Raw genomic sequence first — 26,721 nt, forward strand, 5'->3', positions numbered from 1 at the left:
AGCGACTTGAGGACTACGCTGAGTCACCAGTTGCGGACCGGTCGAGACTTGCGTGAGAGGGGCCGGGATGTCCGGCAGACAGCACCGAGAGACGGAGATCGCCCGGCGGATCAGGGCCAGGGGCCTCGCCGCCGGGCGCACGTCGGCTCAGATAGCTGATGAGATCCACGAGGCGTGCACGACACAGTTCAGCACGACCCGCATCAAGGCGCACCGACTGGCCTACGGGATCGCGCTGGCCGACGTCATCGAACAGGTGAGAGCCCTGTTCGAGCGCGACTCCAAGCCGATGCCCGGCATCGGAGAGACCCTGTTGTCGGCGTACGAGAGCGGGCTGAAACGCCCGGGCCCGGAATACCTGCATTATCTGTGCACGGTCTATCGGGTCGAGCCGATCGCCCTGGGCTATGACGCGCCCTGCATCTGCGGCCACGGCCACCGCATGCCGGGCGTCGTCGGCGGTGACTCCAAGGACCGCTGCCAGCAGCAGGATCGCGAGCTGGTGATCAAGCCGATGGAGCCCGAGCCCGACGCCGAGGAGGACGAGAACATCCTCCGGCGCACCCTCTTAAACCTTCTCAACTCCGACGCCAAGGGCGCGGAGCTCGACGGGCCGGTGCTGGGGGCGTGCGAGGGCATCCGGCGCAGGATGGACGAGACGCTGGTCTCGGCCACGGTGTCCGCCGCGATGCTCGACCAGTGGGAGGAGGCGACGGTCAGCTTCGGCCGCCAGTACACGACGACGGCGCCGCTGCGGCTGCTGTGCGACGTGCTGCTGGAGCTGAGCGCCGTACGCACGGCGATGTCCCGCCGCCAGCCGATCGACCTGCAGGAGCGGCTGTGCAGGATGGCCGCCCAGCTGTCCGGCCTGAGCGGGATGATCCTCATCAACCTGGGCGATCACCGGCTGGCCCGCTCGTTCTTCCGCACGGGGCGCACCGCCGCCGACGAGACCGGCGACCGGGCGCTGCGCGCGTGGATCTGCGCACGCGAGTCGCTCGTGCCGCTCTACTTCGGCGACGCCCGCGAGGCGCTCAACCTCGCCAAGAAGAGCCGCGACATGGCCGGCTCCACGCCCTGCCCCGCGCAGGCCATGGCCCCGGTCGTCGAGGCCAGGGCGCTGGCCGCGCTGGCCGGCAACGACAACAAGAAGGAGATCGTCGACCAGGCCAAGCGCGCTCTCGCGCGGGCCAGGAACGCCTTCTCCCACATGAAGGCCGAAGACCGCGAAGACGTCGCCTTCGGCTACACCGAGAAGCAGCTCTACTTCTACCAGGGCGACGTGCTCACCAAGCTGGGCCAGACGCTCGAGGCGGAGGTCGTGCTCGACCAGGCCCTCGGCAAATACGAGGACCATATCCTCGACCAGACGCTCATCCGGCTCGACCAGGCTCAGTGCAAGCTGCTCGACGGTGACGTCCGGGAGGCGGTGGCCATCGCGACCAAGGCGCTCAGCCTGGTTCCCGGCGACTACCGCACCGACCTCATCATGCGTCCCGCGATCCTGCTCGGGAAGCAGCTCGAGGCGGCCAACGCTCCCGGTCTCGATGAGTACCTGGCGCAGCTGCGACGGCCCAGACAGCACCAGATGCAAGGGGGCGATGCATGAAGCTGGAGATCAGGCGCTATCGCTGGTCGGATCTCGACACCCTGCTCGCGCTCCACCGGATCTGCCTCGCCGAGGTCGGCCTGGTCCCGGGTGACGGCGTCTACTACGACGACGACTTCCCGCGGATCCAGGAGATCTACCTCGCCTGCGGCGGCGACTTCCTGGTGGGCGAGGTGGGCTCACGGATCGTGGCGATGGGCGGGCTGAAACCCGTCGACACCGCCACGGCCGAGGTCTGCAGACTGCGCGTGCATCCGGAGTTCCAGCGGCGCGGGTTCGGGGCGGCCATGCTGGCCGCGATCGAGCGGCGCGCGGTGGAGCTCGGCTTCCAGTGCGTACGCGGCGACACCACGCTCAACCAGGAGGCCGCGCTGGCGCTCTATCAGCGCCGCGGATGGCGCGAACTCTCCCGCGAGCGGGTCGGCGAACTCACCGTGATCTACGGCGAGAAGCGGCTGGTCCCGCGCGCCGTAATGGAACGCTAGCCGGCACCACCCTTTACGGCCCCATCCACCCCCTCCTGGGGCCGCTACCTTCGACTTTCCCGGTGCAGCCACCCGGGAACACCGGCGTGACATGCCCGCCGGGACTCTTTCCGGACATTCCACGGCCTCGGCATTCCAGGTCCGTATCTCAAGCAGGAAATGTCCGATCATGCCGTATCGGCCCCCGCGGATAAGGTTGTACGAACCTGCGGGTGAGGCTCTTACCACTGAGGTGTAAGCAAGCCTCACCGGCTGCTCCCTGTACATCTGACGTCGCGAATAGTAGTGCCATGCTTTCTCCATGGCAGGTGTGCCCGCTTCCCGCCCCCTATTGGGAGCCGTGCTTCTGTTGTTCGTCAGCGCCGCATGGGGGTCGGCGTTCCCGCTGATGAAAGACCTCATTCTCCGTTTACCGGTGGAGGATCTGCTCGCCGAGCGCTATCTCGTCGCGGGGCTCACGCTGCTCGTCATCAGGCCACGGGGGCTGCGGGGGATGTCATGGCGTTCCTGGTCGCACGGCGTGCTACTGGGGGTGCTGTTCGGGGTCGGGCAGGCGGCTCAGGCGGTGGCGCTCAACAGCCTGCCGTCGGCGGTGTCGGGGTTCGCGGTGGGGTGCAGCGTGATCATCACGCCGATCCTGACGCTGGTGCTGTACCGCCAGCGGGTGGCGCGGCGGATCTGGGCGGGGGTGGTGCTCGCGCTGGCCGGCATGGGGGTGTTCGCGTTCGTCCGCGGCATGGACACCGACGACATGTCGTTGCCCGCGCTGGGGGTCACGCTCCTCGCCGCCGCGCTGTACTCGGGCCACACGCTCTTCCTGGCCCACCTCTCCAAGCGGCCGTCGGGCTTTCCCGCGTACGGGCTGACCACCGTGCAGCTGCTCACCATCGGGGTGCTGACCGGCTGCTTCGCCGTACGCGACGGGATCACCCTGCCGGCCGACCTGCCCGACTGGACGATCCTCGCCCACCTGTCCGTGGTGTCGTGCGCGCTGGGCTTCCTGGCCCGCTCGTACGGGCAGAAGTACCTGTCGGCGATGCCGAGCCAGATCCTCATGTCGACCCAGCCCGTGTGGGTGGCGGCGATCGCGGTGATCTGGTTCGACGAACCGATGGGCTGGGGCATGATCGTGGGCGGTGCGCTGATGGGCGGGGCGACGTTGTTCGCGCTACCGTCACGCTCCGTGACCAGGCGCGACGACGGCGGCCGCCACCACCTGCTGACGATCGCCCGCAGGGCCGCGCACGCGCTGGCCGAGCAGCGGGTCAAGCGGGAGGACCGGCTGCGGTTCCAGAGCGGGCCCGTGCCCTATCTCGCCGCCAGCGCCTGTACGGACGCCGCGTCCTGCCCCTGGCAGACCCATTCGCTCAAGGGCGGCGCGGAGCCGAGCCTCGAACGGCTGCTCAACCGGGCCACCCGCATCGTTCGGGCCAAGAACGGGCCTGGGTGCTGCCAGTCGGTCACGTTGCTCGGGCGGTGCCTGTGCGATCTCATGGAGGATTCCGAGCAGCAGGCTCATACCACAGGATTGCAGCGGTGGTTTCGCTCCTAATAGGTTAGACATACCATTCGAAAGGCAAGTGCATTTTATCCATTAGCCTCCCACTTATTCGGAATAAACCTTGCTATTCGGTGAGGTGCCCTAATAATGGGTGATTAACCCCGAGTGGAGAGGCACGTCATGAAGCGCATCGTCGTCCGCAAGCCTGGTACCGCGAGGCTCGCAGGGACCTCCAGCGTCATTCACAAGGGGTGACTGAGGAGAGGTCCCACCTCAAGGTCCTGGGCGATCCACCCGCCCTAACCGGGGCCGCGCGGCCGGAGATGCCGATGATCGACGCGCATCGACGGCCACGCGGCCCTTACGCCTTCGCCGCCGCCCTGCTGAGCCACCTGGTGCCGGCGGCCCTGCGGGACTTCCCCGATCTGGTGGCCGCGCACGACATCGAGATCCTGGCGGCGGCGCCCGAGCTGGCCGGCCTGGTGAAGGCGCGGGTCAAGGCCGGCAGGGGCACGATCGACGCCGGGCTCTCCGACGAGGAGCGCATCCTCGTGCCCGCGCCCCGCCGTACGCTGCGGCTGGCCAACGGGATCGCCGAGTTCGTCCGCGACGCCGTGCCGCCGGGTTCGTCCGTCATGGTGTGCAACGCCGCCGCCGCCGACCCCACCGACACCGAGCTGATCGACGTGCTGATGCGGCGGGTGCCGCCCGCCATCCTGGCGATCACCGTCTACTCCGGCGGCCCTGAACCTCCGAAGGAGCACCGCGACCCGGGCGAGCTGTGGGAGCTCGTGGACCGGTGCATGCGCGAGGGGTTCCTGCACGCCGTGGCCGAGCTGGGCGAGCTCGGCATGGCGGCCACGGAGCCGGGCGGCGACCTGTGGTGGCGCTTCGCGCAGCGCACCGCCACCGCGCTCGGCGGCCTCGGGCGCACCGCGCAGGCTCGCGCCCTCTGGGACCGCGTACGCCTGGCCAGCCAGGACCCGGCCATGCACGCCGCCGCCGCGTACGGCACCGCCATGCTCGACGCCCGCCACCCCGACCCCGCCCAGCGCGACCTGACCCGCGCCCGCGCCTGGCTCAACCTCGCCATCGCCGTCTCCCGCCTGCTGCCCGACCCCGCAGAACGCGCCTTCAAGCTCGGCTTCGACCGCAACGGGCTGGCGCTCGTCGAGCTGCGCGAAGGCCGGGCGGACGCCGCGCTGGCCCTCGTCGAGTCCGCCATCGAGCTGGCCGGGGAGCTCGGCGCGCGGCACCCCGTGCACCGGATGGTGCTGCTGGCCAACAGGGCCCAGCTGCTGGCCGGGCGCGGGCAGGTCAAGGAGGCGCTGGAGGACTACGCCGCCGCCATCGCCCTCGACCCGGGTTTCCCCGACTATCACCTGGAACGCGGCAACCTGCTCTTCCGGCTCGGCCGCCACGACGAGGCCCTGGCCGACTTCGAGCGCGCCATCGACGCCGGGCCCCCGCTGCCCGAGGGGTACTACAACCGGGCGGAGCTGCGTACGGTGCGGGGCGACACCGACGGCGCCCTGGCCGACCTGGGGCACGTGATCGAGCTCGACCCCTCCTACCTCGACGCCTACATCAACCGCGCGGGCCTGCTGGCCGCGCTCGACCGGGACGAGGCCGCCAGGGCCGACGTCGAGGCGGGGCTGGCGCTCGCGCCCGGCAACCCGCACCTGCTCACCGTGCTCGGCCAGCTGGAGACGGCCGCGGGCCGCCTGGCCGAGGCCGCCGACGCGCTCGACCGCGCCGTCGAGGGCGCCCCCGACCTCGCCGCCGCCTGGGGAAACCGGGGCATCCTGCGCTACGCGACCGGCGACCTGGAGGGCGCGATCGCCGACCTCACCCGGGCCATCGCCCTGCAGCCCCAGCCCGACCTGTACGCCAACCGCGCCGTCGTCCTGCGCATCCTCGGCCGCCACGCGGAGGCCGAGGCCGACGACCACCGGGCCGCCCAGCCCTGACCTCCGCCGGCCGGGTGGCAGCATGAGGGGCATGACGGGGCGAATCGGGCGGGCTGCGACGGTGTGCGGGGTGCTCGGCGTGTGGTGGTGGGCCAGCGTGCGGCTGGCCTGGACGGGCGTCGGGTGCGCGGACAGGGGATGCCTGGTGCCGTCGATCGCCGTGCTCGTGGTGATCAGCCTGGCCGGGCTGGCGGGGGCGGCGTACGCGCTGGACCGGGTGGACGTGCGGCCGGGGCGGCGGGTGGCGTTCGTCGCTGTGGGGACGTTCGTGGTGATCAGGATCGCGGGAGAGGCCGTGCCGTCGTGGACGTCCACGCTCGCGCACGTGCTGGCGACCGGCGCGGCGTTCGCGGTGGCGGGGGCGCTGGCGGCCCTGATGACGGAGCCGAGGGCGGCGCGCGGGGCGCGGATCGCCGCGATCATCTTCGTGGCCGCCCTGATCCCCGCCGCGCTGGCCGCCGCACTCACCCTGTACGACCTGTGACCCCATGACAGCAGCCTCCTGGACGACCTCTGCCCCCTTGACAGCAGCCCCCAGATGACGGACGTTCCGTATACGGAACCCCTTCTTCGCGGAGGTGCTGCCATGCGCCCCAACTCCCGTTTCGCGCACGTCCAGCCGTTCGACATCGACCGGGTGGCGGCCGAGGCCGGCGCCGACCCCGACGTCCTGCGCCTGGAGAACCTCGACACCGACGTCCCGCCGCCGCCCGCCGCCGTCGCGGCCACCCGGAGGTCGCTGGAGGAGGGCACGGGCAACAGCTGGCTGCCCTTCACCGGCCTGCCCGAACTGCGCGCGGCCGTCGCGGACGACCTGCGGCGGCGCACCGGGCTCGGCTACGACCCGCTGCGCCAGATCACGATCACCTCGGGCGGCACGTCGGCGGTCATGCCGGTGCTGCTCGCCACCACCGAGCCCGGCGACCCGGTGGTGCTGACCGACCCGACGTACGCGGGCCTGCTCCAGCGCGTCCGTCTGTCCGGCGCGAGCCCCCACCTCGTGCCGCTGCGCGTGCACGACGGCCACTGGCGGCTCGACCGTGAGGCGCTGTCGCAGGTGCGGACGGCGGCGGCGCTGCTGCTGATGAGCCCGTCGATGCCGTCGGGGGTGGTGCTCGACCATGACGACTGGGCGGCGGTGGCGCAGGTGTGCGAGCGCACCGGCGCGTACCTGATCTACGACGCGGCCATGGAGCGCATCGTCTTCGACGGCTATCCGCAGATCAACCCGTGCCGGGTGGACGGCCTGGGCGAGCGGACGATCATCATCGGCTCGATGTCGAAGGAGTACCGCATGATCGGCTGGCGCATCGGCTGGGTGGCCGGCCCGCCCGGCATCATGTCCAGGATCATGGTCGCGGGCATCTACAACACGACCGTGGCCAGCGGTTTCCACCAGTTCGGCGCCGCCGCGGCGCTCAGGGAGCCGTCGGGGGTCGCCGAGGCGGTGGCCGAGTACCAGGCGCGCCACGAGACGGTCGCCGCGCAGCTCGCCGACCTGCCGCTGGTGCGCGCCGGCGGCGGCTGGTCCTGCCTGGTGGACGCCGAGGCCATGGGCCTGTCCGCTCCCGAGCTGTCGGCCCGCCTCCTCGAACGCGGCAGGATCGCCGCCACCCCCATGACGGCGTGGGGCGAGCACGTGGCGCCCCGGTACGTCCGCCTGGTCTTCAGCAACGAGCCCGTCAAGCGCCTGTCCGAGCTGCGCTCCCGCTTCGCCGCCGCCCTGGAATGAGGCCCTGGAGTGAGGCCCTGGAGTGAGCGCGTGGCATGGCGGGAGGGGGCGGCCGGTGGGTCTACGGTTGGCGGGTGAGCTTCAACGAGCTGCTCGACCACCTCGATCACGGCGCCGGCGCGCAGGCCGCGGGCATCAGGCGCGGCTACGGCGGGCCGCCGCCCCGCACGGTCGCGGTCGGCTCAGGGCTGACCAGGCTGCGCTGCGCCTCCCTGCTCAAGCCGCTGTACGCCTGGGTGGCGGCCCACCGCATCGCCGACGCCGAGCGGTGGCGCAGGCACGCCGAGCCCGCGATCGTCCTCTCCTCCAACGCCGACACGCTCGGCCTGTGGCTGTCGGTCGGGCCCCGCGTCATCCTCGACGACCTGTGCGAGCGCACCGGCGTGCGCTGGGAGCCGCCCAACGGCGACCCGTCGCGGTTCGGCTCGGTGGAGGTCGCGGCGGGCGAGGTGGCCGCCGCGTACGCGGTGCTCGCCCAGGCCGCCGCGACCGGCGACCCGGTGGCGGAGACGGTGCTCGGCTGGATGGCGGAGGTGCCCGACTCACAGACGTTCGGGGCGCGCGAGGCCGTGGGCCGGCCCGGCGCCGCGGTCAAGTGCGGCTGGTACGGCGGGCCCGACGAGACGTGCCTGCGTACGCATGCGGTGGCCGTCCTGCCCAACGGGGGCAGCAGGGCCAGCGTGGTCGTCGCGATGACCGCGCTGCCCTACACCGACGCGCACGAGCGCGAGGTCTACCGCGAGCGCGTCACGACGGGCCTGTCGGTGGAGGACCGCCACGAGAAGGTGGCGGGCGAGCTGCTGCGCGGCCTCATGACGCGGACGATGGCCGAGCTGGGTCACGGCTGACCGCACGGCTGACCGCGCCCGGACCTGAGCCCGCCGGAGGTCGTGGGTGAGCCGCTCGGACCTAGGCTCGCCGGAGGTCGTGGGTGAGCCGCTCGGGCTTAAGCTCGCCGGAGGTCGCGGGTGAGCCGCTCGGCCTCAGGCTCGCCGGGGTCGCGGGTGAGCAGTGCGACGATCTCGGCGAGGTGCGGCGGGTCGACGGTCTCGGGCAGCTCCTCGGCCCACACGTGACCGAGGAGGCCGGCCTGCTCCTCGTCGGTCAGCGCGCCGGGCACCACCTCGGGGCGGGCCTCGTCGAAGCGGGCCAGGTAGAACGGCTCGCGCCGGACGTAACGGACACCGAGCCAGGTGAAGTCGCGCTCGACCTCGACCATCCGCTCCGACACCGCCGCGCCGGGCAGCCCGGTCTCCTCGGTCAGCTCGCGCCTGGCGGCGTCGAGCGGCGTCTCACCGGGTTCGAGCCGGCCGCCGGGCGGCTCCCAGAGGTCGGCCCCGGCGACCCGGTCGTACCAGTGCATGAGCAGCACCCGGCCGTCACGGTCGAGGCAGACGACCCGCGCGGCGGGAGTGTCCTGGACGTCGCTCACGGCCCCTCCTCGCCGACGACCAGCGCCAGCAGCCCCGGGAACCGCTCGTCGAACTCGGCCCGGCGCAGCCGGTTGAGCCGCCGCGCCCCCTCGTCGCGCTGCTCCAGCAGCCCGACACCGCGCAGCACGGCGAAGTGGTGGCTGAGCGTGGACTTGGCGACCGGCAGGTGGTTGAACGTGCCGCAGGGCCGCTCCCAGTCGGGTACCCCGGCCAGCTCACGCACGATGCGCCGGCGGATCGGGTCGGCGAGCGCGTCGAGGGCGGCCTGAAGCGTGACCTCGGCGGGCGCGGTGTGCGTGAGGCCGCGGGTCCTGCTCCGGACGTGTTGTTCCATAACAGTCGAACATCCTACCTGGTCACCGTTTCATGGCGCCGTCGGCGATCGCGTCCGCCGCCTCTCCGATGGCCACGCCCACGATCTCCAGCCGGCGTACCAGCTCGCGCTGCTTCATGGCCTCGGCGGTCAGCTCGCCGGAGAAGATGCGGGAGATCTCGTACTGGTACATCCGCCTGATCGCTCCGCCCGCCTTCTTCGCCTCAAGCGCGTCCTGGGCGACCACCGACGGCCGGGAGGCGAGGTCGCGCACCGCGTTCTCCAGCGCGTCGATGCCCACGATGACCTGGTCGAGCAGGGGAGTGAAGCGGATCTGGTCGGGCACCCGGTAGAGGTGCGACTCGCGGACGAAGTCGCGCAGCGAGTCGAGCACGTCGTCGATCGAGCGCGAGAGCCGGAACAGGTCCTCCCTGTCGATGGGGGTGACGAGGGCGGTCTTGAGCTCGTCGATGAGGCGGGCCCGCTCCTCGTCGCCGAGGTGCTCGATCGAGCGCATCTGCTCGTGCGCGCCCGTCCTGCCGACCTCACCGCCGATCATCGCCATGGCCAGCCACGCGCCTTCCTTCGTGGCCTCGAGCTGGCCCAGCAACGCCTCGGTGAGCGCACTGTCCATGCGCCCGGTCATGAGGTCCTTGATCCGCCTCAGTCGTTTCACGGCACCCCCTACTAAGAAGACCGTCACGTCCACCTCACGCCCGCGAATCCCTTCATCAAGAGAGCGAGTCCCCAGCCGAGGAGCCCGCTGGCCGGCAATGTCAGCAACCAGGCCGCCACGATCTTGCCCGCGGCGTACCAGCGCACCCGTCCGCCGCCCTGCGCCACGCCCGCGCCGATGAGCGCGCCCGCGATGGCCTGGGTCATGCTCACCGGCATGCCGGCCGCCGCCGACGCGATCACCGCCGTGCCCGCCGACAGCTCCGCTGCCACGCCGTGCGCGGGCCGGGAGACGATGATCTCCCTGCTCAGCGTGCGGCCGCCCCTCGGCAGCCCGTACATCGTGCCGATGCCGAACAGCGCCGCGACGAGCACCGTGTACGTGACCGGCGCCCCGGTGAACCCGGCCGCGACCATGAACACGGCCAGCATCTTCTGGGCGTCGTTGGAGGCGTACGCCAGCGTCTGCAGCAGGAACCCGGCCCAGTGCCAGCGCCACAGCCCGCGGGCCGTGGTGGCGGCGACCAGCACCCGGATCAGGACCCACGCCAGCAGCCCGCCGACGATGGGCGCCGCGACGCCGAACGCCAGCACCAGCGCGACCGAGCCGCCGGAGACCGGCAGCCCCCAGCCGAGGCCGGCTCCGGTGAGCCCGCCGACGACGGCCAGGGTGAGGCTGGTCGGGCGGCCCTTCGCGCTGAGCGTGGTCACCACGATCAGCGCCGCGACGACCGCGATCGTCATCGCGATGCGCGCGCCCGGCTCGTCGAAGGAGGCCAGCCGGTTGACGAACGTCAGTGCCACCTGATGGGTGAGCAGCGGCACGGTGGCCACGGCCACGACGAGGACGAGCACCCCGGTCACCGGTCGTACGGTCGGCAGCTTGAGCCCTGTCGCGACGAGCGCGCCTCCGTCATTGATCCCCGACACGACGGCGAAGAGACCGGCCACCACGAACAGTACGACGGCTTCCAAAGGCACATGCTCCATCTCCGCCCCGCCTGCCTGCGGCGGGACACCCTAGAGGTCACCTACGGTATCGGGCCGGGTTGCAACCGACTAACTACCCTGAAACGCAAGTAACAGCATCACTGCTCGAAGACTTCCCAGGTACCCTCGACGTGACCGCCCACAGCCCCGAGAGTGAAGCGATGACCAGCCCCGCCGAACACATCCTGACGCTGTCCTGTCCCGACCGGCCCGGTGTCGTGGCCGCCGTCTCCGGCCTGCTCGCCGGACGCGGTTGCAACATCATCGAGAGCCAGCAGTTCGGTGACAGGGTGGGGCAGCGCTTCTTCATGCGCGTGCAGTTCTCCTCGCCGCTCGGCGAGGACGACCTCAACGCCGCGTTCGCCGCGCTGGCGCCCGACTTCGCGATGGAGTTCAGGCTGCGCGACGTCGCGCGCAAGCCGCGCGTGCTCATCATGGTGAGCAGGTTCGACCACTGCCTCAACGACCTGCTCTACCGCGTACGGTCGGGCGCGCTCGACATCGAGATCGCCGCCGTCGTCTCCAACCACCCCGACCTGCGCCCGCTCACGCAGTCCAACGGCATCGACTACCACCACCTGCCGGTCACCCCCGAGACCAAGCCGCGCCAGGAGGCCGAGGTGATGGCGCTGGTCGAGCACTATCAGGTCGATCTGGTGGTGCTGGCCCGCTACATGCAGGTGCTGTCGGAGGAGCTCTGCGCGAAGCTCGCGGGCCGGGCCATCAACATCCACCACTCGTTCCTGCCGTCGTTCAAGGGCGCCAAGCCCTACCACCAGGCTCACAACCGCGGCGTCAAGCTCATCGGCGCGACCGCCCACTACGTGACGGCCGACCTCGACGAGGGCCCGATCATCGAGCAGGAGGTGGTCAGGGTCAACCACAGCCACTCGCCCGAGGACCTGGTGGCGATGGGGCGCGACGTCGAGTGCGTGACGCTGGCCAGGGCGGTCAAATGGCACGCCGAGCAGCGGGTGCTGCTCGACGGCCACAAAACGATCATCTTCCCGCGCTAGGGCCGGTACGTCCCCTGGCCGGGCATGACCCGGTCGGCCGGCCCGCCGCCGAACGCGGTGACCGACCGGCCGCCCGCCTCCATCGGCGCGCCATGCCTTCGAGGCTATAGCCCGGTGTGCTTGGCGAGGAAGGTCAGCGTGTCGGCCCACAGGTCCGCCGACCTGCTCACCGCGCGGGCCCCGTGGCCCACCTCGGCCTCGTTGCGCAGCAGCACCGGCCGGTCGGACGTCGAGGCGTGCTGCATCGCCGCGCACGTCTTCCAGGCGTGCAGCGGGTGCACGCGGGTGTCGGACTGGAAGACCGTGAACAGCGTCGCCGGGTAGGCCACCTGCTCCTTGACGTGGTGGTAGGGCGAGTAGCCGTGCAGCCAGCCGAACTGCTCGGGGTCGTCGGCCGAGCCGTACTCGACGTTCCAGGTGGCGCCGAGGCCGAACTTCTCGTACCTGATCATGTCGAGCAGCGGGGCCGAGCAGACCACGGCCGCGTACAGGTCGGGACGCTGCGTCAGCGCGGCCCCCACCAGCAGGCCGCCGTTGGAGCCGCCGGAGATGCCGAGTTGCTCGCGGGTGGTGACGCCGGTGGCGATGAGGTGCTCGGCGGCGGCGTGGAAGTCGTCGAACACGTTCTGCTTGTGGGCCAGCATGCCCGCGCGGTGCCAGTCCTCGCCCTCCTCGCCGCCGCCGCGCAGGTTGGCGATGGCGTAGACGCCGCCGGCCTCCACCCAGGCGAGGATCGTGGCGGAGTAGCCGGGCGTCATGGACAAGCCGAAGCCGCCGTAGCCGTAGAGGACGGTGGGCCGCGGGCCGGACGCCTCGCCCTCGGGCGAGATGATCAGCATGCGGACGTCGGTGCCGTCCTGTGAGCGGTAGACCACCTGCTCCGTACGGACCGGCGGCACCTCCACCACGCCAGGCGAGGCCGCCCACAGCGTGGTCTCGCCCGTCCGCGCGTCGTAGCGCTGCACGTTCGGCGGCGTGGTGTTGTCGGTGTAGCCGAACCACGCCTCGTGGCCGCCCTCAGGACGCTCGACGATGCCGCCGATCGAGCCCAGCCCCGGCGTCGGCACCTCGCCGACGCGCTCGCCCGTCGCGAGGTCGTGCACGGTGATCTCGCTGATGGCGTGGCGGGTCCAGCCGACCAGCATGACCGGACGGTCGAGGTCGTCGAGGATCGCGAAGTCGGTCAGCACCGCCTCGGGGTCCTCGGGGATGAGGTCGCGCCAGCTCTCGTAGCCCGGCTCGGCGGGGTCGGTGACGCAGACCCTGCCGCGCGGCGCGGCGCGGTCGGTGTGCACGTAGAGGCGGCCGTCGCGGCCGAACACCAGCCCCGTCTGCGCGTCCACGCCCTCCTGCACGACCCGCAGCTCAGGCCGGTCGATCGGCGACTCGGTCAGGTCGGCCACCCACAGGTCGTTGCGCGGCGCGGTGCCCTCGGACGCCGACACCTGCAGCCAGCGGCCGTCGCGGGAGACAGAGACGCCGTAGTAGTTGGTCATCTTCATGCCCTGACCGAAGATCATCACGTCGTCCTCGGTGGAGGTGCCGACGCGGTGCAGGTAGACGCGGCGGTGGAACTGCCGCTCGTCCTCGGGCACCTCGATGCCGGGCAGCCGGCGCACGTAGTAGAACGCCTCGCCGCCCGGCAGCCACGCCACGGGGGAGTAGCGGCAGCGGTCGATCGGCCCCTCGACGCGAGCGCCCGTCGCGACGTCGATCACGTAGAGCACCGACTCCTCGTCGCCACCCACCGAGATCTGGTACGCCAGCAGCCGCCCCTCCTTGTCGGGCTGCACCGCGTCGAGCGTGGTCAGCCCCGACGGGTCGAGCTCCATCGGGTCGATCAACGCACGCTCGGTGCCGTCGGGATCGACCACGTAGTAGACCGCGTGCTCCTGGTCCGGCGTGCGGCGGGAGAAGAAGCGACGCTCGCCACGCCAGACAGGCGCACCCACGGAGCCCGACCTGAGCAGCTCGGCGATGCGGCTCTTGAACCGCTGCGGCCCCCGCTCCCTGGCATAGAGCTCGGCCTGCGCGTCCAGCCACCCCTTGGTCTCGGGGCTGTCCGGGTCCTCGAGCCAGCGGTAGGGGTCGGGGACAGGGGTTCCGTGCAGGATGTCGACGGTGTCTTCGCGGCGTGCGCTCGGGTACGGCTCTCGCGTCATGGACCGAACCCTACTGCCAACGGGCATGCGTAAAGTGCTGGTCGAGCGGGCATAAAACGTACCGTGCGTCCCTCTGGTCATTCCGGGCAGAGATTTTTGGGGTGGCGGGGACCACGGTGCAAACGCCAGACTTGGTGACAGGACGGTGCCGTGGTGACCACCCGTCGGACCGTCCGGCGGAGGTCCACGTGACGGAAGCACGAGTGCCCCAGGAGGGGCCGACAGCCGGGACATGCCGCGGCATGTCCCCTTTGATACGCGCGCAGCAGGGAGAGGCCCGATGATGCGCCAGGTCCTGCTGCTGAATGCCACCTACGAGCCGTTGACCACCCTGTCGCTGCACCGGGCGATCGTCCTGGTGCTGCGCGACAAGGCCGAGGTCGTCCACCGCGACGGCAGGGGCGCGGTGCTGCGCTCCGCGAGCCGCACGCTCGACGTGCCCTCGGTCATCAGGCTCCGGAGATATGTCCGCATCCCTTACCGTTCCCGTATTCCGCTGACCAGGGCCGCCCTCATGCGGCGCGACGACTACCGCTGTGCCTACTGCGGGCAGAAGGCCGAGACGATCGACCACGTCATCCCCCGGTCGCGGGGCGGCGCCCACACCTGGGAGAACTGCGTCGCCTCGTGCACCACGTGCAACCACAGGAAGGCCGACAAGTATCTGGAGGAGCTGGGGTGGACGCTGCGCGTGCACCCCGCGGTGCCACGGGGCGCCCACTGGCGGCTCATCGGCGCCTCGCTCGTCGGCGACCCGCAATGGGCGCCCTACCTCGAAGCGGCCGCTTGAGCCGGGTCTGAAACGGCGTTGAGTGGGCAGGCCCCCGCCTGACAGCATGGACAGGCATGTGGACCTTCACCTCCGACGTCGAGGCGTACGCCGCGGTCGCCGAGCCGTTCCTGCTCGGCGACCCGGTGCGCAACACCGTCCCGCTGACGGTGCTGGCCGGTCTGCGGGCCGGCATGCCGGCCAAGGATCCACTCTTCGGCTGGTGGTCGGCCGGCGGCGAGGTGCGCGGGGCGGTCTTCCGTACGCCGCCGCATCCCGTCGGGCTCTTCTCGGTGCCCGTCGAGGCGGTCGCCCCGCTGGTGGACGCGCTCGGCGGCGACCTGCCGGTGCTGGTCGGGCCGCTAGACGTGGTCGACGCGGCCGTCCGGCTGCTCGGTGAGCCCGCGCGGGTGGTGTCGGAGCGGCTCTACCGCCTCGGCACGCTCACCGTCCCCGACGTTCCCGGGCAGGGCCGTCCCTGTGTGCCCGGCGACTTCCCGCTGCTGGTGAGCTGGTATCACGCCTTCGGCGAAGAGACCGGCATGCCGGAGGGCGACGTCGTCGAGCGGGTGGCCAGGCGGCTGGCGGGCAGGGAGCTGTTCGTGTGGGAGGACGAAGGCGCGCCCGTCTCGCTGGCCGGGCTCTCGCCGTCGTGCGGCGGGGTGTGCCGCATCGGTCCCGTCTACACGCCGCCCTCACGCCGCCGCCGCGGTTACGGGGCCGCCGTCACGGCGTACGCCAGCCGTACGGGGACGGACGAGCGCCAGGCGCAGGTCGTGCTCTTCACCGACCTGGACAACCCCACCAGCAACGCCATCTACCAGGCCATCGGTTACGAACCGGTCGGCGACTACGCCCATGTCGCCTACGCCTGACGCGGTTACCATGGCTGCATGCCGCGTTACGACTTCCGGTGCCGCGCCTGCGGCTCCACCTTCGAGGTGTCCCGTCCCATGTCGGCCTCCGACGCCCCGGCCGCCTGCCCCGAGGGGCACGACGACACGGTGAAGCTGCTGTCCACCGTCTCGATGACGGGCAGCGCCGCCGCGCCCAAGGGCGGCGGCGGTGGCGGTGGCTGCTGCGGCGGCGGCTGCTGCTCCTCCTAGCTGCACCCCAACCGCCGGACCTGGTGACACCGACTCGCCTGTCGTCGGCACCGTCGTCGGCACCGTCGCCGGCGGCTGTTCCGTGATGGCGGTGACCGCGAGTCTCGACAGTCGTTCGACCGTCGTGACGCCCGCCTCCATGGTGGGGCTGCGCTCCGACAGCACGGCGATGAGCAGGTCGTGGCCGGCGACGATGACCCGGCCCACGCTGTTGACCGTCCACAGCCCGTCGTGCCGCGCGGCGGGCAGCCAGCCGTTCTTCAGCGCCACCTCGCCGCCGGCCGCCGCCGCGCTGACGCCCCATGCCTGCGCCGGCTCCACCGACGACATCAGCTCCAGCGCGTAGCGGCGCTCGCGGTCGGGCAGCGGCCCGCCGGGCACGACCAGCCGCTCCAGCACTTCCACCTGGTCGGAGGGCCGGCTGCGGGTGTAGCCCCACGACGTGTCCGCGCCGGGCGTGGTGTGCCGCACGCCCAGCCGGCGCAGCGTCCGAGCCAGGCCGGGCGCGCCGCCGATCGCCGCGTACAGCTCGCGTGCGCAGTCGTTGTCGCTCTGCCGGATCATCCGCGAAGTCAGCCGCCGCTCGTGCGCGCTGAGCCGCCGGCCGTGCCCGTCCAGCAGGAACGCCAGGAGAATGTCCAGCTTGGCCACGCTGGCCAGCAGGAACGAGGCGTGCTCGCGGAAGGCGTACCTGACGCCCGTCGTACGGTCGTGGACGGCCAGCGCGGCCCGTCCCGGCCGCCCGCTCAGGTAGTGCTCCAGCCTGAGGTCGAGGGTTCGCCACACGTCGGTGGGCGGCGAACCCTCGCCCGGCTCGGGGGCGTGCAGGACAGGAAGGCTCGGGGGCGGCTCAGGCGGCCCGGCACCGCCGGGGAGGGTGACCAGCAGGGCGGCGAACAGCGACAACTCCCGTACGCGCATGTGCGGGAGCCTGCCAGCCGCCACCCCAACGGCCGGGGCGAGCAGAGTCAAACCCCGGCCAGTTCTCCTGAGGTCAGGCGCCCTGGGTCATGCGGCCGTGGAGGCGCGCCGCTTGCGGCGCTGGAACGGCAGGAACCGGTCGGCCAGGTGCGGCCTGGACGGCGTGAGCGTCGGCTCGACCGCGATGATCCGGTCGAACCTGAACGCCCTGATCGCCCGGCGCATCCTGCACACGCCGACGAGGTACCAGTATTCGCGGTGCACCAGGCACGTCACCGGCTCCACGTCACGCGCGGTGACGCGGCCGGAGGCGTCGCGGTAGTGCAGGCGGACGTTGAGCCGGCTGGTGATGGCGTCGGCCATGAGCCTGGCCCGCGCGGCGACGTCGGCCGGCAGCGGCTCGGTGAGGGTCGTGAGCGTGGTGGCGATGACGTCGTCGTCGAGGTCGAGGTGCTCGAATGCGTGCTGCAGGCCACGCCGTGCGGTGACGGCCTGGGGCCCCGCTCCGAGGTGGGCGAGGGAGAGTGCGAGTGCGGCGATCTCGGCGGTCGTCAGCGGGCGAGTATCGTGCTTCACGACTGTCGTCATACCCCAACAATAGAGATGACGACCGACATTTTTCGAAAACCTGTCCGGAAGGACACCCCGTCGTGTCAGGGGTAGTGGCGGTATCCGGCGGCTCGGGCCTCCTCCTTCGTGCAGAAGAACCTGTCCTGCAGCGGCGTCGCGTAGAACTCGTCTCCGGGGACGTTGTAGGTCATGGCGGCCATGAAGCCGGAGGCGACGACCGGCAGGCCACCGCACCTGACCACGTGGTACGGGTACCGCGTCATCTCGGCGATCACCGGCGTGAAGGACGCGAGCGCGTACACGACCGCGGCGGCCGCCAGTGCCCGCAGCCAGTCCGGCCGGAAGCGCAGCAGTGCGAGCGGGATCAGCCCCACGAGGAAGGCCAGGCCGAACAGCCCCAGATAGGGCACCACGAACGCCACCCACGGCCGTCCCCGCAACGCGACGACCACCGCGACCAGCCACAGCGCGGGCACGCCTGCGACGAACGCGGCCAGCCACGCGCTCGCCCGCAGATATGACCTCATGTGGGATGAGATGCCGGACCGCGTGGATCGGTTCCCTGGAAGACGCGAGAACCCCCGCCGCGGCGCGACGGGGGTCCTTCGTGTCGGGTTTCGTCAGCCGTGTCGGTTCGTCAGCGGGAGAGCTGCGTCAGGTCGCGTGAGGCGCCCGTGGAGGCGGACGTCGTCATCGCCGCGTACGCCTGCAGCGCCACGCTCACCGGCCGGTTGCGGTCGCGCGGCCGGTAACCGCCCAGGTCGGCCAGCAGCCGCTCGCGGCGCTGGGCCAGCTCGTCCTCCGGCACCCGCAGCTCGAGACCCCGGTTGGGGATGTCGATGTCGATGATGTCGCCGTCCTCGATCAGCGCGATCGCCCCGCCTTCGGCGGCCTCGGGTGAGGCGTGGCCGATGGACAGGCCGGAGGTGCCGCCGGAGAAGCGCCCGTCGGTGACGAGCGCGCACGCCTTGCCCAGGCCCTTGCCCTTGAGGAAGGACGTCGGGTAGAGCATCTCCTGCATGCCGGGGCCGCCCTTGGGGCCTTCGTACCGGATGACGACCACGTCGCCGGCCTTGACCCGCCCGCCGAGGATGCCCTCGACGGCCTGCTCCTGCGACTCGAACACCACGGCCGGCCCGCTGAACTTCCAGATCGACTCGTCCACGCCGGCCGTCTTCACGACCGCGCCGTCGCGCGCGATGTTGCCGTAGAGCACGGCCAGGCCGCCGTCGGCGGTGTAGGCGTGCTCGCGGTCGCGGATGCAGCCGGCCTCGCGGTCGAGGTCGAGGGTGTCCCAGCGGTTGTCCTGGGAGTAGGCCTTGACCGTGCGGACGTTGCCGGGCGCCGCGTGCCACAGCTCGACGGCTTCGGGCTTGACCGACGGCGAGCGCACGTCCCAGGCCGCCAGCACGTCGGCCAGCGTGCCGCCGGTGACCGTGGGCACGTCGCGGTGCAGCAGCCCGGCGCGGTCGAGCTCGCCCAGGATGGCGGGGATGCCGCCGGCCCGGTGGACGTCCTCGACGTGGTATTTGTCGGTGGCCGGGGCCACCTTGCACAGGCACGGCACCCGCAGCGAGATCTCGTTGATCTCCTTGAGCCCGAAGTCGACCTCCGCCTCGCGGGCGGCGGCCAGCAGGTGCAGGATCGTGTTGGTGGAGCCGCCCATGGCGACGTCGAGGGTCATCGCGTTCTCGAACGAGGCGCGGGTGGCGATCGAGCGCGGCAGCACCGACTCGTCGCCGTCCTCGTAGTAGCGGCGGGTGATCTCGACGAGCTGCCGGCCGGCGTCCTCGAAGAGCTGCTTGCGGGCCTTGTGGGTGGCCAGCACGGTGCCGTTGCCGGGCAGCGCCAGGCCGATGGCCTCGGTCAGGCAGTTCATGGAGTTGGCGGTGAACATGCCGGAGCACGAGCCGCAGGTCGGGCAGGCGTTCTCCTCCATCTCCAGCAGCTCGGCGTCGGAGACGGAGTCGTCGGCGGAGGCGATCATCGGGTCGATCAGGTCGAGCTTCTTGCCGGGCGTCTTGCCGGCCTCCATGGGGCCGCCCGAGACGAAGATCGTCGGGATGTTCAGCCGGAACGCGGCGAGCAGCATGCCCGGCGTGATCTTGTCGCAGTTGGAGACGCAGATCAGCGCGTCGGCGCAGTGGGCCTCGACCATGTACTCCACGGCGTCGGCGATCAGCTCGCGCGACGGCAGCGAGTAGAGCATGCCGCCGTGGCCCATGGCGATGCCGTCGTCGACCGCGATCGTGTTGAACTCGCGGGGGATCGCCCCCGCCTCCCTGATCGCCGCGGACACCACGTCGCCCACCTCGCGCAGATGCACGTGACCAGGGACGAACTGGGTGAAGCTGTTGGCCACCGCGATGATGGGTTTACCGAAGTCGCTCCCGGCTACGCCGGTCGCCCGGAGCAGGGCCCGGGCGCCGGCCATGTTCCTGCCGTGGGTGACTGTACGTGACCTGAGGGCGGGCATTGGCGCTTCTCCCATCGCTTAGTGAGTCTTCACATGGTACGGCCACCGCCCGGTACATGAGACGACTGTCCAGACGCCGGACATCCCGGCACGAAAAAAACCGGCCGTCCGTCTCGGTGATCGAGACGGACGGCCGGTCGGCGTCTGGTCGGTCAGCCCTCGCCGTAGCGCGGCGGCAGGACCTGCGCGGCGATGTCGTAGATGCGGTCGATCTCGGCGGCGGTCAGCGCCCGCTCGCGCTTGGTGATCCACTTACGGGCGCGATCGCCCTGGTAGACGTCCACGTCGCGGATGGTCATGATCTTCCACGGGACCGGCGGGCCGTAGATGGCCAGCGACGGCACGACCGAGATCTCCCGGCCGAACATCTCGCTGATCAGCTTGCTCGCCTCCGACGCCTCCCACTTGGCCTCGGTGAGCCGGGGCTTCATGTCGAAGGGGCCGTGGAAGAGCTTTTTGCCCATCTGCACGCGTACGGGGAGCCGGCGATCCCACTTCTCGGAGTCGACCGCGTACACGCCGGTCGGGCCCACCACGAGATGGTCGATCTGCGCCTCGCTGCCGGGGATCGCGCGGGCGTGCAAGGTGCGGTAGCCGCTGCGTTCGAGCTTCTTCAACTGCGCCTCGGTGCGGCGCTCGGCGACGGACGAGCGCCGCCACGCCGGCACGGACGAGTGGGAACGCGAACGGTAGACCGCCTCCAGGACGGCCGCGATCACACCCGCGGTCACCCCTACCCGCCAGTCGCGCACAAGGAAGCCCACCGCGAGGCCGACGGCCACCGCCACCAGAGCGCGGTTGCGCAGGCGGCGGACCCGTGGTTGTTGCAGCAGGCTGCGTACGGACGCGCGCTCGACCGGCGCGTACGTGGAGGTGGGCGCCGAAGGCCTCGCAGCGGCGGTCTGCTCGCTTTCTGGCCGGTCGCTCACCCAGATAGGTGAGGCGTTGTGACCGTCTTCACGCTGGTTGTCGGAGTCCACGCAACTCACCGTAGCCCGGGGTTTCGATCGATTCCTAGTGTTGTCGTGTCCATAGTTTTATGGCCCGGCTCATCGTGTTCCACGCATGTTTTCGGGGTATGTCTTTTGTTCTTCTCTAGAGATGCCCAAGGGTTCCGAACGTGTCTGAACTCCACGAGCTGTCCGCGCTCGACCAAGCCCGCTCCATCCGTTCGCGCGACATCTCGCCCGTCGAGCTCACGCGGCACTACCTCGAACGGATCGAACGCATCGATCCGGACATCGGCGCCTACGTGACCGTGACCGGCGAGTAGGCACTCGACCAGGCCCTCAGCCTGGAACGCGAGCTGCCCGACGGGCCGCTCGCCGGAGTGCCGATCCCGGTCAAAGATCTTAACCTGGTGAAGGACGTGCCGATCGGTTTCGGCTCGGCCACCTACCGTGACTTCGTCGCGCCCGTCGACGACACCGTCGTCACCCGCCTGCGCGCAGCCGGCACGATCACGCTCGGCAAGACCGCCACCCCCGAGTTCGGCCTGCCCTGCTACCGAGATGCGAGCCAGTGCTCCGGCCTTCAGGCCGGGGGTGAAGGCCCGCGCGGGAGGGCCGTCAAGGCCCGAGCGTGCTCTAACCCGCAGTGTCAGCCGGGCTCGCGCTGCGCTTCGGCGGCTTCCGCGACTGGCACCGGCACGATGGCGGCGACTCTGCGCCCCCGGTTGGTGATGTAGGTGATGCGGCCTCGGACAGCGGCGTCGTTGAGGACGTCCGCGAACAGCCGGCGCGCGTCGGCGACGCTCATCTCTTCCGACTCCATACGGGGCAGCGTACATGGACGCATCTTCATGTACCTAGATGTACAATTGATATGTGCAGCTCCGGTACTGCTTCCGCCTCTACCCGACGCCGAGTCAGCGTCAAGCGCTGGCCAGGGCGTTCGGGTGAGATCGGCGACGTGCCGGTCCGCTGGTCGCGTTCGCTGCCCGCCGAGCCGTCCAGCGTGACGGTGATCAAGGACTCGGCGGGCCGGTACTTTGCCTCGTTCGTGGTCGAGACGGGCGACGAGCCGCTGCCGGAGACGGTCGCCGAGGTCGGCATCGACCTGGGCCTGACACACTTCGCGGTCTTGTCGGACGGCCGGAAGATCGGCAACCCGCGTTTCCTGCGCCGCGCCGAACGCCGGTTGAAGAAAGCCCAGCAGGCGCTCAGCAGGAAAGCGAAGGGGCCGGCGAACCGGAAGAAGGCCGTCGTCAAGGTCGCCAGGGCGCACGCCCGGGTGGCCGACGCGCGCCGGGACTTCGCGCACAAGCTCTCCACCCAGATCATCCGTGACAACCAAGCGGTGATGGTGGAGGACCTTGCTGTGAAGGGCCTGGCCCGCACGAAATTGGCGAAGAGCGTGCACGACGCCGGATGGGGCCAGTTCACGGCGATGCTCGCCTACAAGGCCGCCCGGTACGGCCGCACGCTCGTCAGGACCGACCGGTTCTTCCCGTCGTCGAAGCTGTGCTCGGCCTGCGGGACCGTCGCCGAGTCGATGCCGCTGAACATCCGCTCGTGGACCTGCCCGTGCGGCGCGGCCCACGACCGGGACCTCAACGCGGCGATCAACATCCTCGCCGCTGGACGAGCGGAGAGGCTGAACGCCTGCGGAGGGACCATGAGACCCGCCGCCTAGCGGAGGGGCAGGACCCAGCGAAACAGGAAGCCACAGAGGTGCCGTACGACGCGGCACGGGCTGAATCCCCGGCCTTCAGGCCGGGGAGCGCGTCAAACCGAGACCTCCGTCGGGCCGCCCGCCCGATCGCCGTGGGATCCGCGCACGCCGGCGGGCGGCTGCAGCGGGGGAGCGGCCGCCGCCGTGGCCGCGGGGCTCGCCCCCGCCGCCCACGGCAGCGACGGCGCGGGCTCGATCCGTATCCCCGCCTCGGTCTGCGGCCTGTACGGCATCAAGCCCACGCGCGGGCGCATCAGCTTCGCGCCGATCATCCCCGACCTCGCCGGTCTGTCCACGAACGGGCCCATCGCGCGTACCGTCGCCGACGCCGCGGCCCTGCTCGACGTCATGGCCCACAACGCGCCCGGTGACCTCTACCTGGCGCCGCCGCACGAGGGCACGTTCCTCTCCTGCGCCTTCCGCGAACCCGGCCGGCTGCGCATCGCCCGCTACGCCGAGCCCGTCGTGCCGGAGGCGGAGGTCGACGCCGAGGTGCTGGCCGCGTACGAGGAGGCCGCCAAGACCCTCGCCGACCTCGGCCACGACGTCGTCGAGATCCCCCGCCCCTTCGGGCCCGACGTGGTGCCCACGTTCGTCACCCTCTGGTACGCCTTCGCCTGCATGCACCCCGTACCCGAGGAGAACGAGCACCTGCTGCGGCCACTCACCCGCTGGCTGCGCCGCGCGGCCACGCCACCTCGGCGCCCGGCTTCCTCCAGGCCCAGGCGCAGCTCCAGCTCGCCACGCGCGCCGCCCTGGAGATCACGAACGCCTACGACGCCGTCCTCACCCCGACCGTCACCCAGCCGCCCCGCCCCGTCGGCTGGTTCGAGGACGTGGACGACCCGGAGGAGACGTTCGAGCGGATGAAACGCTTCGCCGCCTTCCCCGCCATCTACAACGTCAGCGGCCAGCCCGCCGTGAACCTGCCCCTCCACCGGAGCGCCGGCGGGCTGCCCGTCGGCGTCATGCTGGCCGGCCGGATCGGCGAGGAGGGCCTGCTGATCTCCCTGTCGGCGCAGGTGGAGGCGGCCAGGGGCGGCTTCTGGGGCGCCCGGCGGCCCCCGGTCTGGTAAGACAGCCGCGGCGGGTCTGGCCGGACCCGGCGGCGAGGATTACGGTCTTGTTGTGAACAGTGCGGCAGAGATCCTGCTCTTCCTCATCGGGGCGTCCATGGGGCTGTTCGTCCTGATCACCCTGCTCGTCCTGCTGCCCGGCCGCGGCCCCGCCCGGCCCCGCTCGGGCCCCGTCTGGCTGGGCGGCCCCTCCAGGAGCGAGCGCGGGGTGAGCACTTCCGGCCTGGTGCTGGCCGACCGCGTACCGGAGTGGGCCGACGTCCCAGAACACGACTGGGTGACCGCCGCGGAAACCGCCGAACCCAGCGCCCGCACAGGCGGCGCCTCCGCCGGCTGGTGACCCCCATGCCCAACCTCCCCACATCCCAGGCCCGCCGCACCACCGGCCGAGGGCTGATCGCCGCCCGTCCCACCACCTGGCGAGGTGCGTCATGCGAGGACTGACCGCCGCACAGGCCGACGACATCCGGCAGGCGTTGCACACCGCCGAGCGGCGCAGCGGCCTGCGCTTCGGCCTCTTCATCGGCGAACCCGCCGGCGGCCGGCGCCACTTCGCCGAACGCCTCCACGCCGCACTCGGCACGGAAGCCCCCGACGCCGTGGTCATCCTCGTCGACCTGACCGGACGCGGCCTGGAGATCGTCACCGGCGAGAACGCCAGGCGCCGCCTGAGCGACGGCGCCTGCCGGCTGGCCGGGATGTCGATGGCCACCGCCTTCAGCGTGGGCGACCTGGCGGGCGGCCTCCTGTACGGCGTCGCCGCCCTCGGCGAACACGCCACCGCCCGCCGCTGACCTCACATCCCGGTAGCGGGGCCGGCGAAGGCGGCGGAGTCACAGGCGTTCGAGCAGGGTGACGATGTGGCGGCTGACGCCCTCCAGCAGCGTCGCGGGCTCGATGGGCGCGTCCGCGACCGCCGAGAACAGCGACGGCAGGCCGGGCAGCGGGAACCCGTCGTCCTTGAGCGCCGCCGCACCCACCGCGTTCTTGTCGAGCGTGGCCCGGCTGCGCTCCCAGGCATCCAGCACCTCCTCAGGGGACGGCACCCCGAACCCGTGCCCGACCGGCGCCGCGTGCCGCAGCCGTACGAGCGGGGTCTCGGCGAAGGCCAGCGCCGTACGGGCCCGCGTCTGCAGGTCGGCGCGCGGCTCGGGATCGATCCAGTCCATGGCCGTGCAGGGGTTGCGGCAGGTGGCCACGCACACGGCCAGCGCCCCGGCCACCTGGCTGTGCTGCCGGTCGAAGTACGCCCGCCACCCGTCGGCCGGCTCCACGGAAACGCGCAACGTCCGGTTGGTGGCGGACTGCTCGGACTTGGTGTGATCGCAGTCCCGATCCCCGATCACCCCAAACCGGCTGCCCACCGCGCTCAGCCCCTCAGGCCACCGCGCCGGATCGCCGGCGTGCCCGAGTTGCGGCTCGAAGGCCAGCAACGGCAGGTACTCGCTGGCGATGTGCACGGCCGCGATCATCGGGCTGAGCTCGCGCCGGTGCCACCGGGCCGCGATGACCTCGAGCAGCAGCCCGTACGCGGGCCGCAGCGACTCCAGGGCGCCCCGCGGCTGCTCGCGCGGGGTCTGCGGCATGTGACAAGCCCGGGCACGCCGCCGCAGGTCGGCGGGCACCACCCGCGCCTCGGCCGCGAAGTCCTCGGCGTCCAGCGAGAGCAACCGGTGCCCGAACTCGCACACTTCCTCGATCTCCCCGGCGGGGGCGAGCGCACCGAGATCGGCGAAGGCGTAACGACGGGCAAGGGCGATGAACAGGTCACGAGTCGAGTCCACGCGACGACTTTCTCACGATCAGCGCCCGATGACGGACATGCACCCCTCGACCCCCCAGCCCCGCAACCCACCGCGAAGCGCAGGAGCAGGACGGAAAAGGGGCCGGAGCCGGAAAGCGTGGACGAAGGCGGGACGCCCGCTGATGGGCAGGTGGCCCGGTCAGGGGCAGGGGGCGCGGATGCACTGGACGTCGCCCGTCGGCTTGCTGACCGTGGGCTCCGACGTCGGCTCCTCCGGGCCCGGCGGGGTCGTCGGCTCCTCCGTCGGTGTCGGCTCGGACGGCGTCGTGGGCGGGGAGCTGGGGGTGCGGGTCGGGGTGGTGGGGATGGTGGTGGTCGGGTGGGAGACGCTGGGCGCGGGGGTGCTCGTCGCCGACGGCTTCGGGGTGGGGGAGCGCCGGACGGGCTGGGCCGTGGGGCGCCTGGGGGTGGCCGTCGGGGTGGGAGGCACGATGTCGACCGGGGTGCCGAGGAAGGTGGGCGGCGAGACGTTGGCGCCGCCGCTCGTCGGCTCGGCGGGACGCCACCACACGGTCCCGGCCACGACGGCGGTGACGATGACGGCGATGAGCATGGTGAGCCCGGCCCGCAGCGTCTTGTTGCGGCGCCGCGGCGCGGGCAGCTCGCGGGGAGCGCTCAGCGCCTTGCGCGCCGCCTCGGCCATCTGCGGCGCGGACTGCCAGCGCGCGTCGGGCGACTTCTCCAGCGCCCTGGTGACGACCTGCCGCGGCCCGGGCGGCACGCTGTCGGGCAACCGGGGCACGGGGGAGTTGAGGTGCTTGAAGATGATCTGTACGGGAGTGTCGCCCTGGAACGGCAGCTCCCCGCTCAGGCACTCGTACGCCACCACCCCCAGCGCGTAGACGTCGACCGCGGGCGTCACGTCGCTGGCGGTGGCCATCTCGGGAGCGCAGTAGCCGGCCGAGCAGAGCATGGTGCCGGTGGCCGTGAGCTGCCCCGCAGAGGCGGAGTGGGCGATGCCGAAGTCGGTGAGCACCACGCCGCCACCGGCCCTGACCATGAGGTTGGCGGGCTTGACGTCGCGGTGCACGATGCCCTGGGCGTGGGCGGCGGCCAGCGCGTCGGCGACCTCGGCGACCAGCCGCATGGTGACCTCGACGCCGAACGGCCCGCGCCGCAGCACCCGGTCGAGCGACTCGCCCTCGACGTAGGCCATCACCAGGAAGCTGACCCGGCGCCCCTCGACCTCGCAGACGCCGTAGTCGTAGACGTCGACGACGCCGGGGTGGCGCAGCGTGGCCATGGCCCTGGCTTCGTTCTGGAAGCGCTGGATGAAGGTCGGGTCTTCGCTGAGCGCGGGCATCAGCACCTTGACCGCGACCGTGCGCCCGAGCACGGTGTCGTCGGCACGCCACACCTCGCCCATGCCGCCGCCGCCGAGACGGTCGCCGAGCACGTAGCGGTCGTTGAGGGTGGTCCCCGCGCCTAGCACCGTTCGAG

General features: G+C 71.5%; 29 protein-coding genes and 3 pseudogenes. 19 read left to right on the plus strand and 13 right to left on the minus strand.

Annotated elements, in window-relative coordinates:
* Positions 1-67 precede the first annotated feature (67 nt).
* The 7 genes from AB0K18_RS11805 to AB0K18_RS11835 all read left to right on the plus strand — a co-directional run bounded on the left by AB0K18_RS11805 (position 68) and on the right by AB0K18_RS11835 (position 8,145).
* Complete coding sequence (locus AB0K18_RS11805; protein WP_364913475.1) at positions 68-1,609, plus strand: XRE family transcriptional regulator; 1,542 nt, start codon at positions 68-70, stop codon at positions 1,607-1,609.
* A complete protein-coding gene (locus AB0K18_RS11810) occupies positions 1,606-2,094 on the plus strand; it encodes a GNAT family N-acetyltransferase (RefSeq protein ID WP_364913478.1) in 489 nt (162 codons plus the stop codon). Before AB0K18_RS11805 ends, AB0K18_RS11810 begins: the two co-directional genes overlap by 4 nt.
* A 301-nt stretch (positions 2,095-2,395) precedes the next feature.
* Positions 2,396-3,646: a DMT family transporter gene (locus AB0K18_RS11815; protein WP_364913480.1), complete on the plus strand. Its 1,251-nt coding sequence runs from the start codon at positions 2,396-2,398 to the stop codon at positions 3,644-3,646.
* A gap of 200 nt (positions 3,647-3,846) precedes the next feature.
* Positions 3,847-5,565, plus strand: a complete 1,719-nt coding sequence (locus AB0K18_RS11820; protein WP_364913483.1) for a tetratricopeptide repeat protein — start codon at positions 3,847-3,849, stop codon at positions 5,563-5,565.
* A 31-nt stretch (positions 5,566-5,596) separates the two neighbouring features.
* A complete protein-coding gene (locus AB0K18_RS11825; RefSeq protein WP_364913485.1) occupies positions 5,597-6,049 on the plus strand; it encodes a hypothetical protein in 453 nt (150 codons plus the stop codon).
* A gap of 102 nt (positions 6,050-6,151) precedes the next feature.
* A complete protein-coding gene (locus AB0K18_RS11830; protein ID WP_364913488.1) occupies positions 6,152-7,297 on the plus strand; it encodes a pyridoxal phosphate-dependent aminotransferase in 1,146 nt (381 codons plus the stop codon).
* A gap of 74 nt (positions 7,298-7,371) precedes the next feature.
* Positions 7,372-8,145, plus strand: coding sequence for a hypothetical protein (locus AB0K18_RS11835; RefSeq protein ID WP_364913491.1), 774 nt, complete (start codon positions 7,372-7,374; stop codon positions 8,143-8,145).
* 98 nt (positions 8,146-8,243) lie between these two features.
* Here AB0K18_RS11835 and AB0K18_RS11840 read toward each other — a convergent pair whose 3' ends face one another.
* From AB0K18_RS11840 to AB0K18_RS11855, 4 genes are read right to left on the minus strand one after another with little or no spacing between them, the layout of a single operon-like run.
* Positions 8,244-8,729 (minus strand): NUDIX domain-containing protein, encoded by a 486-nt coding sequence (locus AB0K18_RS11840; RefSeq protein ID WP_364913494.1) that lies wholly within the window; start codon positions 8,727-8,729, stop codon positions 8,244-8,246.
* Complete coding sequence (locus AB0K18_RS11845) at positions 8,726-9,064, minus strand: helix-turn-helix domain-containing protein (protein WP_364913497.1); 339 nt, start codon at positions 9,062-9,064, stop codon at positions 8,726-8,728. Before AB0K18_RS11845 ends, AB0K18_RS11840 begins: the two co-directional genes overlap by 4 nt.
* A gap of 22 nt (positions 9,065-9,086) precedes the next feature.
* Positions 9,087-9,719 (minus strand): DUF47 family protein, encoded by a 633-nt coding sequence (locus tag AB0K18_RS11850; protein WP_355420143.1) that lies wholly within the window; start codon positions 9,717-9,719, stop codon positions 9,087-9,089.
* A gap of 23 nt (positions 9,720-9,742) precedes the next feature.
* Positions 9,743-10,693 carry an inorganic phosphate transporter gene (locus tag AB0K18_RS11855; RefSeq protein WP_364913500.1) on the minus strand — a complete coding sequence of 317 codons (951 nt, stop codon included), beginning with the start codon at positions 10,691-10,693 and terminating at the stop codon, positions 9,743-9,745.
* 176 nt (positions 10,694-10,869) lie between these two features.
* On the opposite strand from AB0K18_RS11855, the gene purU reads away from it, so the two are divergent.
* Complete coding sequence (gene purU / locus AB0K18_RS11860; RefSeq protein WP_364913503.1) at positions 10,870-11,724, plus strand: formyltetrahydrofolate deformylase; 855 nt, start codon at positions 10,870-10,872, stop codon at positions 11,722-11,724.
* A 104-nt stretch (positions 11,725-11,828) separates the two neighbouring features.
* Here purU and AB0K18_RS11865 read toward each other — a convergent pair whose 3' ends face one another.
* Entirely contained in the window at positions 11,829-13,886 is a 2,058-nt protein-coding gene (locus AB0K18_RS11865) for a prolyl oligopeptidase family serine peptidase (protein WP_364913506.1), read from the minus strand.
* 283 nt (positions 13,887-14,169) lie between these two features.
* Between AB0K18_RS11865 and AB0K18_RS11870 the strand changes: the two genes are divergently transcribed.
* Genes AB0K18_RS11870 through AB0K18_RS11880 form a run of 3 tightly spaced genes read left to right on the plus strand, consistent with a single transcriptional unit; the run spans position 14,170 to position 15,761 of the window.
* Positions 14,170-14,676, plus strand: a complete 507-nt coding sequence (locus AB0K18_RS11870) for an HNH endonuclease (protein ID WP_345409331.1) — start codon at positions 14,170-14,172, stop codon at positions 14,674-14,676.
* 56 nt (positions 14,677-14,732) lie between these two features.
* Positions 14,733-15,530 carry a GNAT family N-acetyltransferase gene (locus AB0K18_RS11875; protein ID WP_364913509.1) on the plus strand — a complete coding sequence of 266 codons (798 nt, stop codon included), beginning with the start codon at positions 14,733-14,735 and terminating at the stop codon, positions 15,528-15,530.
* Positions 15,531-15,548: 18 nt separating this feature from the next.
* Complete coding sequence (locus AB0K18_RS11880; RefSeq protein WP_364913618.1) at positions 15,549-15,761, plus strand: zinc ribbon domain-containing protein; 213 nt, start codon at positions 15,549-15,551, stop codon at positions 15,759-15,761.
* 237 nt (positions 15,762-15,998) lie between these two features.
* On the opposite strand, the pseudogene AB0K18_RS11885 reads toward AB0K18_RS11880, so the two are convergent.
* From AB0K18_RS11885 to AB0K18_RS11905, 5 genes and pseudogenes are all read right to left on the minus strand, one after another.
* Positions 15,999-16,682 (minus strand): annotated as a pseudogene (locus AB0K18_RS11885) (serine hydrolase); the annotation flags it as partial.
* Between the two features lie 87 nt (positions 16,683-16,769).
* Positions 16,770-17,270, minus strand: a complete 501-nt coding sequence (locus AB0K18_RS11890; RefSeq protein WP_355420158.1) for a WYL domain-containing protein — start codon at positions 17,268-17,270, stop codon at positions 16,770-16,772.
* Positions 17,271-17,335: 65 nt separating this feature from the next.
* The gene (locus AB0K18_RS11895; RefSeq protein ID WP_364913513.1) at positions 17,336-17,779 is read right to left on the minus strand and encodes a hypothetical protein; all 444 of its coding nucleotides are present in this window, start codon (positions 17,777-17,779) and stop codon (positions 17,336-17,338) included.
* Positions 17,780-17,889: 110 nt separating this feature from the next.
* On the minus strand, positions 17,890-19,728 hold the full coding sequence (gene ilvD / locus AB0K18_RS11900) for a dihydroxy-acid dehydratase (protein WP_364913515.1): 1,839 nt from the start codon (positions 19,726-19,728) through the stop codon (positions 17,890-17,892).
* A gap of 152 nt (positions 19,729-19,880) precedes the next feature.
* Positions 19,881-20,708 carry a nuclease-related domain-containing protein gene (locus tag AB0K18_RS11905; RefSeq protein WP_364913518.1) on the minus strand — a complete coding sequence of 276 codons (828 nt, stop codon included), beginning with the start codon at positions 20,706-20,708 and terminating at the stop codon, positions 19,881-19,883.
* Positions 20,709-20,848: 140 nt separating this feature from the next.
* On the opposite strand from AB0K18_RS11905, the gene AB0K18_RS11910 reads away from it, so the two are divergent.
* Complete coding sequence (locus AB0K18_RS11910) at positions 20,849-21,001, plus strand: hypothetical protein (RefSeq protein ID WP_364913521.1); 153 nt, start codon at positions 20,849-20,851, stop codon at positions 20,999-21,001.
* A 15-nt stretch (positions 21,002-21,016) separates the two neighbouring features.
* Positions 21,017-21,223 (plus strand): annotated as a pseudogene (locus tag AB0K18_RS11915) (amidase family protein); the annotation flags it as partial.
* 104 nt (positions 21,224-21,327) lie between these two features.
* On the opposite strand, the gene AB0K18_RS11920 reads toward AB0K18_RS11915, so the two are convergent.
* Positions 21,328-21,501 (minus strand): type II toxin-antitoxin system prevent-host-death family antitoxin, encoded by a 174-nt coding sequence (locus AB0K18_RS11920; RefSeq protein ID WP_364365171.1) that lies wholly within the window; start codon positions 21,499-21,501, stop codon positions 21,328-21,330.
* A gap of 53 nt (positions 21,502-21,554) precedes the next feature.
* Between AB0K18_RS11920 and AB0K18_RS11925 the strand changes: the two genes are divergently transcribed.
* From AB0K18_RS11925 to AB0K18_RS11950, 6 genes and pseudogenes are all read left to right on the plus strand, one after another.
* On the plus strand, positions 21,555-21,629 hold the full coding sequence (locus AB0K18_RS11925; protein ID WP_364913621.1) for a helix-turn-helix domain-containing protein: 75 nt from the start codon (positions 21,555-21,557) through the stop codon (positions 21,627-21,629).
* Positions 21,628-22,362: pseudogene (locus AB0K18_RS11930) on the plus strand (transposase); the annotation flags it as partial. The gene AB0K18_RS11925 and the pseudogene AB0K18_RS11930, both read left to right, overlap by 2 nt.
* 60 nt (positions 22,363-22,422) lie before the next feature.
* Complete coding sequence (locus tag AB0K18_RS11935; protein ID WP_364913623.1) at positions 22,423-23,271, plus strand: amidase family protein; 849 nt, start codon at positions 22,423-22,425, stop codon at positions 23,269-23,271.
* Complete coding sequence (locus AB0K18_RS11940; RefSeq protein WP_364913626.1) at positions 23,157-23,477, plus strand: amidase family protein; 321 nt, start codon at positions 23,157-23,159, stop codon at positions 23,475-23,477. Before AB0K18_RS11935 ends, AB0K18_RS11940 begins: the two co-directional genes overlap by 115 nt.
* A 52-nt stretch (positions 23,478-23,529) precedes the next feature.
* Positions 23,530-23,817 (plus strand): hypothetical protein, encoded by a 288-nt coding sequence (locus tag AB0K18_RS11945; RefSeq protein WP_364913524.1) that lies wholly within the window; start codon positions 23,530-23,532, stop codon positions 23,815-23,817.
* Positions 23,818-23,908: 91 nt separating this feature from the next.
* Positions 23,909-24,271 (plus strand): TPM domain-containing protein, encoded by a 363-nt coding sequence (locus AB0K18_RS11950; protein ID WP_364913527.1) that lies wholly within the window; start codon positions 23,909-23,911, stop codon positions 24,269-24,271.
* A gap of 39 nt (positions 24,272-24,310) precedes the next feature.
* Here the strand turns inward: AB0K18_RS11950 and AB0K18_RS11955 are convergent, their stop codons facing one another.
* Positions 24,311-25,261, minus strand: a complete 951-nt coding sequence (locus AB0K18_RS11955) for a hypothetical protein (protein ID WP_364913530.1) — start codon at positions 25,259-25,261, stop codon at positions 24,311-24,313.
* Positions 25,262-25,420: 159 nt separating this feature from the next.
* Complete coding sequence (locus AB0K18_RS11960) at positions 25,421-26,713, minus strand: protein kinase (protein WP_364913533.1); 1,293 nt, start codon at positions 26,711-26,713, stop codon at positions 25,421-25,423.
* Positions 26,714-26,721: the final 8 nt, after the last annotated feature.

The sequence above is a fragment of the Nonomuraea sp. NPDC049421 genome (assembly GCF_040677005.1).
Classification (GTDB): Bacteria; Actinomycetota; Actinomycetes; order Streptosporangiales; family Streptosporangiaceae; genus Nonomuraea; species Nonomuraea salmonea.